Source organism: Streptomyces sp. E2N166, assembly GCF_003671715.1.
Lineage (GTDB): Bacteria > Actinomycetota > Actinomycetes > Streptomycetales > Streptomycetaceae > Streptomyces > Streptomyces thinghirensis.
Genome location: NZ_RAIF01000012.1, coordinates 1,218,919 through 1,225,547, shown reverse-complemented (window position 1 = coordinate 1,225,547; position 6,629 = coordinate 1,218,919). Strand labels below are relative to the sequence as shown.

Sequence of the window (6,629 nt, the reverse complement as noted above, 5' to 3'; positions counted from 1 at the left end):
CCCGCGCAGTGGGCGGCGTACGCGGCCGCGGGGGCGCTGGGGCTGTTCGGGTTCGGCGGGCTGGCCCGGGGCCGGACCGGGCGGGCCTGGGTGCTCGGCCTGTTCGGCCGCTACCGGGGGACCGTGCGGCGCACCGGCCTGATGTGGGTCAACCCGCTGCTGCTGCGCCGCCGGGTCGACGTCCGGCTGCGGCACTGGCGCAGCGAGCCGATGCTCGCGGCCGACGGCAACGGGGTCGCGCTCAGGGCGGTGACGCTGGTGGTGTGGCGGGTGCGGGACACCGCGCGGGCCACGCTGGGCGTCGAGGACCACGAGACGTATCTGCGCGAGTGCGTGGAGGCCGCGCTGGCCCGGGTCCCGGTGGAGCCCCTCGGCACGGTCCGCAGCTCCGCGGACGTGGCCGGCGAGACGCTGACCCGGCTGGTGGCGGCGGACGCGGCGCCGGTCGGCCTTGAGGTGTTCTCGGTGCGACCGGTCCGGGTGGAGTACGCCCCCGAGGTGGCCGCCGCGATGCACCGGCGCCGGATCGCCGCGCTGGACGCGGCGCAGCGGGCCAGCGTGCTCACCGCGGTGGTGGACTCGGTGGAGGACACGGTTACCCGGCTGACCATGCGCGGGCTCGTCGAACTCGACGACTACGAGCGCAAGGTGCTGGTGAAGGACCTGACGGTGGCGTTCTGCGCGGGGCGGGGGGACACGGGCCCGTGACTTGTTCCCCGGGTCCTCCGGGTTCTTCGATTGGTATGGACATGTTCAACTAACGGCAATAACCTGGGACTTGGTCTAGACCTGCACGGCTCACTGAACCTCCCCCACGTCACAGGAGCAGCAGTATGCGTACAAGGACCAAGTTGTATGCCGCCGCGGTGGGCATGGCGACCACCGGAGCCCTCGTGCTCTCGTCCGGCGGCGCCAGCGGCCACGGCTACACCGACCTGCCGGTCAGCAGGCAGAAGGTCTGCCAGAACGGCACCGTCAGTGGGTGCGGCGCCATCCAGTGGGAGCCGCAGAGCGTCGAGGGCCCCAAGGGCTTCCCGGCGGGCGGACCGGCCGACGGGCGGATATGTTCCGCGAACAACACCCCGTTCGCCCCGCTCGACAGCCCGAAGGCGCCGGGCGGCCAGGCGTGGCCGGCCACCAAGGTGAACGGCGGACAGAGCTACAACTTCCGCTGGCAGTTCACCGCCCGGCACGCCACCACCGACTTCCGGTACTACGTCACCAAGCAGGGCTGGAACCAGAACCACAACCTGGCCCGGTCCGACCTCAACCTGACGCCGTTCTTCACGGTGCCCTACGGCGGCAAGCAGCCGCCCGCCACGCTCTCCCACAGCGGCACGCTGCCGTCCGGGCTGAGCGGGCGCCACGTGATCGTCGCGGTGTGGACGGTCGCCGACACGGCCAACGCGTTCTACGCGTGCTCGGACGTGACCTTCTGAACGAGCGGAGGGCCCCCTCGCCTGGGCGAGGGGGCCCTCTTGCTGTGCGCCGCCAGGGACTCGAACCCCGGACCCGCTGATTAAGAGTCAGCTGCTCTAACCAACTGAGCTAGCGGCGCATGACTCCCGCCGTCCGCTTTCCGCGGTCGGCGACGACGAAAATACTACCTGGTCTCCAGGGGTGCTTCCGACCATTCGTCCGCCGGCCACGCAGGCGGGCGGCCGACCGGTCGGTCATTCAGCCGGCCGGCCCTAGATCGCCAGTGAGAGCAGCACTCCGGCGGCGTTCCGGTTCAGCTCGTCGGCGGCCCGGCGGAGCCGGTGGGCGTGCTCGACCGGGAGGGACAGGGCGAGGCAGCCCACGGCGGAACCGGCCGTGATCGGGACGGCCGCGCAGACCGTGCCCACCGCGTACTCCTGGAGGTCGAGGACCGGGACGGTGGGCGGCTGGGACTCCAGCCGGGACAGCAGCAGCCTGTCGCTGGTGATGGTGCGCGAGGTCAGGCGGGCCATCTTGTGCCGGGCGAGGTGGTCGCGGCGGCCCGCGTGGTCCAGCTGGGTGAGCAGGCTCTTGCCGACCGCGGTGGCGTGCGCCGAGACGCGGAAGTCCACCCACTCGTTCACCTTGGGCGTGGCCGGGCTGTCGGCGTACTGGGTGACGCTGACCTCGCCGTCGACGTACCGGCTGATGTAGACGGCGGCGCCCACCGAGTCGCGCAGCCGGTCCAGGGTGCGCTGGAGCTTGTCGCGCACGGCCTCCTCGCGGCCGTGGGCCGAGCCCAGGCGGGCCAGGGCCTCGCCGGTGACGTACGTGCCGTCGGTGGTCTGCTCGACGTAGCCCTCGCGGCGCAGCATGCGCAGGAGCGTGGTCAGCCGCTCCCGGTCGAGGCCGGTCTGCCGGGCGAGTTCGGTGTCCGTGACTCCGGTGCTGTGCCGCGTCACCGTCTCCAGGACGCGCAGGGCGTCCTGGGCCGAGTGGTGCGGCGCGGTCGGCTTGTGCTGCAGCGCCACGGTGGTCTCCCCCTGCGCTCGCTGGTAGGCCCCTGCCCCTGTCCCTGCCTGTGCCCCCGATCCGGACAGCGGATCCCCTTCACGATAGCCGCCGAGCGGCCCGAAGTGAGGGGATGTTGGCGAGATTTCAGGGCCCCCAACTGCGGCGCTGGCCCGCTGGCATATGCCAGCGGCGTGCCCCAGCGTCCCGACCTCGAGCGTTGGAGCACACACGGTGCGTGGTTGGGGCGCCACGCTGGGGGAATTGCCGGTCAGGATGTGGAGCTGAACTTCGGGTCGCCCCCGGCGGGGGCGGTGAATTTCACGGCACTCTGGCGCAGCGAGCCGTTTGCCGGACACTCACAGAAAAGCCGCGGGTCACCGCACCGTTCGGCGTGGGCCGAACGGTGCGGTGACCCGCGGTGGCGACAGGTGGTCCGCTGTGCGCCGTCAGAGCACGGCGCTCAGGAACTCCCTCGTCCGCTCGTGCTCCGGATCGCTGAAGATCTTCTCGGGAGCCCCGGACTCGATGACCCGCCCCGAGTCGAACATCAGGACCTGGTCCGAGATGTCCCGGGCGAAGTTCATCTCGTGGGTCACGCAGAGCATCGTGATGTCCGTGCTGCGGGCGATGTCCCGCAACAGGTCCAGGACGCCCGCGACCAGCTCCGGGTCGAGCGCCGAGGTCACCTCGTCGAGCAGCAGCACCTTCGGGCGCATCGCCAGCGCGCGGGCGATCGCCACGCGCTGCTGCTGGCCGCCGGAGAGCTGGGCCGGGCGGGCGTCGCACTTGTCGGCCAGCCCCACCATGTCGAGGAGCTCCTTGGCCCGCTCCGAGGCCTCGTCCTTGGACATGCCGAGCACGGTGACCGGTGCCTCGGTGATGTTGCGCAGCACACTCATGTTCGGGAACAGGTTGAACTGCTGGAACACCATCCCGATCTGCTTGCGGACCTCGCGCCGCTCCTTCTCGGTCGCCGGGAAGAGCTTCTGCCCGTCCACGGTGATCGTGCCCTCGTCGGGCTTGAGCAGCGTCATCAGCAGCCGCAGGATCGTCGTCTTGCCGGATCCCGACGGCCCGATGAGGGTGACGTGCTTGCCGGCGTCGACGGAGAAGTCGAGGTGGTCCAGGACGGTGTTGTCCCCGAACCGCTTGGTGACCTGCTCCAGGCGTATCAGCTCGCCGGTGCTGCGCTCGGGACTGGTCCCGGGGTTGGGGAGGGTGTCAGTGGGCAAGGCGTCGCTCCAGGGCTCGCAGGAAAAGGGAGGCCAGGTAGGAAAGCACGATGAACGCCAGGCCGATCACCGTGAGCGGCTCGGTGAACTGGAAGTTCTCCCGGGCGAAGAGCTGAGCCTCGCCGAGCATCTCCAGCACGGTGATCGCCATGAGCATCGGGGTGTCCTTGAGCATGGCGATCACGTAGTTGCCGAGGGCGGGCACCACGCGGCGGACCGCCTGCGGAAGGATGACCGCGATCCACGTCCGGTGCACGGGAAGGTTCAGCGCCGTGGCCGCCTCCCACTGGCCGACCGGCACCGCCTCGATGCCGGCCCGGTACACCTGCATCGTGTACGTCGAGTAGTGCAGACCGATGGCGAAGACACCCGTGGTCAGCGCCGAGGCCTGAACGCCCCACTCGGGCAGTACGTAGAAAAGGAAGAAGAGCTGCACCAGCAGGGGGGTGTTCCGGATGAACTCCGTGACCACGCCGACCGGCCAGCGCACCCAGCGCGAAGGCGTCCGCATCAGCAGGGCCCACACCAGGCCCAGCGCGAAGGAGATCACCGAACCGAGGGCCAGGATCTGCAGGGTGACCAGCAGGCCGTCCCAGAAGTGCGGCATGAAGTCGGAGACCGCGCTCCAGTCCCACTCCATCAGACAGCACCTCCCGCGTTGGTCGCCTCGGGCCGCTTCAGCACGGCCTCGGCCGCGGGAGTCGGCGCCTTGCCGACCCCCGACTTCAGCTTCTTCTCAAGGCCCCGCATGAGCCGGGTGAGCAGGAAGGCGAGGACGAAGTAGATCAGCAGGATGTACGTGTAGATCTCCGCGCTCTCCTGCAGCGCGAGACGTACGAGGTTGCCGCTGAACGCCAGGTCGCCCATGCCCATGAGGGACACCAGCGCGGTGCCCTTCAACAGCTCCACCAGCAGGTTCGAGAACGGCGGGATCATCTCCGGCAGCGCCTGCGGCAGGAGGATCAGTCGCATCCGCTGCCAGGGAGTGAAGCTGAGGGCGATGCCGCCCTCGCGCTGGGCCGGGTCGACGGCCGCGATCGCGCCGCGCACGACCTCGGCGCCGTAGGCCCCGTACGTCAGGCCGAGGGCGAGCGTGCCCGCCCACATGGGTACGAGCTGCCAGCCGAAGGCCAGCGGCAGCACGAAGTAGATCCAGAAGATCATGATCAGCGCGGAGGTGCCACGGAACACCGTGGTGTACAGGCCCGCGAGGAACCTGACGATCCGCGACTGATGAGTGCGGGCGGTGCCCACGACGAAGGCGACCACAGCGCCCAGCAGGGCGCTGAAGACGAGCAGCTGGACGGTGGTCCAGACACCCTTGGCCACGAGTTCCCAGAGTCCGGATGTCATCCGCCGCAGAGCTCCTTCGCGGTCAGATCGGTCATCTCGTCCTCGGTGAAACCGAAGGGGCGCAGGATGCGCAGGAGTTCGCCGCTCTTCTTCATCTTGTGCAGCTCGACGTTGAAGGCGTCCCGCAGGTTGGTCTCGTTCGGGCGGAACGCGAAGGCGCCGCCGTCCACGTGCGGCTTGCCGTTGACGATCGGCTTGAACGCCTCGGTCACCTCGGTGCTGGACGACTTCTTCACCACCTCGCGGGTGGTCAGAGCCGTACCGGCGAAGACGTCGGCGCGTCCGGTCTCCACGGCGTTGAGGCCGGCGACCTGGTCCGGCACGATGAGGATGTCGTCCTTCGGATAGCCGGCCTCCACCGCGTAGGCGATCTCCGCGTAGCCCGTACCGGTGGCGAACTTCGCCTTCTTCGCCACGACGTCCTTGTAGTTGCGCAGTCCGAGCGGGTTGCCCTTGCGCACGATGAAGGAGTCCAGCATCTGATAGTCGGGGTCGGAGAAGATGACCTGCTCGCAGCGGGTGGGGTTGACGTACATCCCGGCCGCGACGATGTCGAACTGCTGCGACTTGAGACCCGGGATGAGGGAGCCGAACTCGGTCGGTACCGGCTGCACCTCCTCCACGCCGAGCCGCTTGAAGATGACCCTCGCCAGCTCCGGCGCCTCGCCGGTCAGCTCACCGTTCTTGTCGATGTACCCGAAGGGGATCTCGCCCGCGATGCCGAGCCGGGCCACGCCCTGTGCCTTGAGCCGGTCGAGGAGATCGCCGCCTTCCACGTCTGACGCGGTGGCCACGCGCGAGCAGCCGGCGGCCCCCAGCGCGCCGAGCGCCGCGACCCCCGCGAGCAGCGACCGGCGGGTGGGCCCGGCCGTTCTGGGCCTTTGGTCGGATATGCCCCATGGAGGGGTTCTGTGTGGTGGAGCCATGGGCGCGCAGCTACCCGAAGCCGGGCAGGTTATGCCGATCTTTTTCAGTCCGATACCTCGGCCCCGCACCCTTGACCACGGGGCCGCCGGGCACTGCCATGGGGGGCATGGCTGATCGCTTCATCGAAGTCTCGCTGGTCAAGCGTGGAATCACCTGCACGGCCCAACTGCTGGACGACCGGGCCCCGATCACCTGCGCGGCGGTCTGGGACGCGCTCCCACTCGGCGGCGACGTATACCACGCCAAATACGCCCGGAACGAGATCTATGCCCTCTTCCCACCCTTCGCGGCATCCGAACCACCGCTGGAGAACCCGACCGTGACACCCATTCCGGGCGACCTGTGCTATTTCGCCTTCGCGGGTGCCGAGTTGGGCACCAAGGCGTACGGCTACGACCGCGAGGTCCGCGCGGGCACCACCCTCGTCGACCTGGCCCTCTTCTACGAGCGCAACAACCTGCTGCTCAATGCCGACGTCGGCTGGGTCCCCGGCACCGTCTGGGGCCAGATCGTCGACGGCCTGCACGAAATGGCCGAGGCCTGCAACGACCTGTGGCGGACGGGAGCGGAGGGGGAGACGCTCAGCTTCCGCCGAGCGTAGGACGGCGCCACGGCTGCCCGCCGCACCGCCGCTGCGGGCAGCCGCCTACCGCCCCAGCTGGGGGCAGCCGCCTACCGCCCCAG

8 protein-coding genes and 1 tRNA gene are annotated in these 6,629 nt (G+C 69.6%); 3 read left to right on the top strand and 6 right to left on the bottom strand.

Translation table 11 applies throughout. From position 1 onward, the window contains the following. Nucleotides 1–708, top strand: a 708-nt coding sequence (locus EBH09_RS13340) for an SPFH domain-containing protein (protein ID WP_274595137.1), incomplete at its 5' end; no start/stop codon positions are given. Between the two features lie 125 nt (nucleotides 709–833). Next, nucleotides 834–1,439, top strand: coding sequence for a lytic polysaccharide monooxygenase (locus EBH09_RS13335; RefSeq protein WP_121747162.1), 606 nt, complete (start codon nucleotides 834–836; stop codon nucleotides 1,437–1,439). Nucleotides 1,440–1,484: 45 nt separating this feature from the next. Here the strand turns inward: EBH09_RS13335 and EBH09_RS13330 are convergent. The 6 genes from EBH09_RS13330 to ehuB all read right to left on the bottom strand — a co-directional run bounded on the left by EBH09_RS13330 (nucleotide 1,485) and on the right by ehuB (nucleotide 5,944). Continuing rightward, nucleotides 1,485–1,558 (bottom strand) — tRNA-Lys (locus tag EBH09_RS13330). 133 nt (nucleotides 1,559–1,691) lie between these two features. Continuing rightward, nucleotides 1,692–2,450: an IclR family transcriptional regulator C-terminal domain-containing protein gene (locus tag EBH09_RS13325; protein ID WP_121747161.1), complete on the bottom strand. Its 759-nt coding sequence runs from the start codon at nucleotides 2,448–2,450 to the stop codon at nucleotides 1,692–1,694. 429 nt (nucleotides 2,451–2,879) lie between these two features. Further along, nucleotides 2,880–3,665 carry an ectoine/hydroxyectoine ABC transporter ATP-binding protein EhuA gene (gene ehuA / locus EBH09_RS13320; RefSeq protein ID WP_121747160.1) on the bottom strand — a complete coding sequence of 262 codons (786 nt, stop codon included), beginning with the start codon at nucleotides 3,663–3,665 and terminating at the stop codon, nucleotides 2,880–2,882. Continuing rightward, nucleotides 3,655–4,305 carry an ectoine/hydroxyectoine ABC transporter permease subunit EhuD gene (ehuD, locus tag EBH09_RS13315; protein WP_121747159.1) on the bottom strand — a complete coding sequence of 217 codons (651 nt, stop codon included), beginning with the start codon at nucleotides 4,303–4,305 and terminating at the stop codon, nucleotides 3,655–3,657. Before ehuD ends, ehuA begins: the two co-directional genes overlap by 11 nt. After that, nucleotides 4,305–5,018 carry an ectoine/hydroxyectoine ABC transporter permease subunit EhuC gene (gene ehuC / locus EBH09_RS13310; protein WP_121747158.1) on the bottom strand — a complete coding sequence of 238 codons (714 nt, stop codon included), beginning with the start codon at nucleotides 5,016–5,018 and terminating at the stop codon, nucleotides 4,305–4,307. The genes ehuD and ehuC overlap by 1 nt, the downstream gene beginning before the upstream one ends. Beyond that, entirely contained in the window at nucleotides 5,015–5,944 is a 930-nt protein-coding gene (gene ehuB, locus EBH09_RS13305) for an ectoine/hydroxyectoine ABC transporter substrate-binding protein EhuB (RefSeq protein WP_121747157.1), read from the bottom strand. The genes ehuC and ehuB overlap by 4 nt, the downstream gene beginning before the upstream one ends. Nucleotides 5,945–6,051: 107 nt before the next feature. Here ehuB and EBH09_RS13300 point away from each other — a divergent pair, with 107 nt between their 5' ends. Then, nucleotides 6,052–6,546: a DUF3830 family protein gene (locus EBH09_RS13300; protein ID WP_193776274.1), complete on the top strand. Its 495-nt coding sequence runs from the start codon at nucleotides 6,052–6,054 to the stop codon at nucleotides 6,544–6,546. Nucleotides 6,547–6,629: the final 83 nt, after the last annotated feature.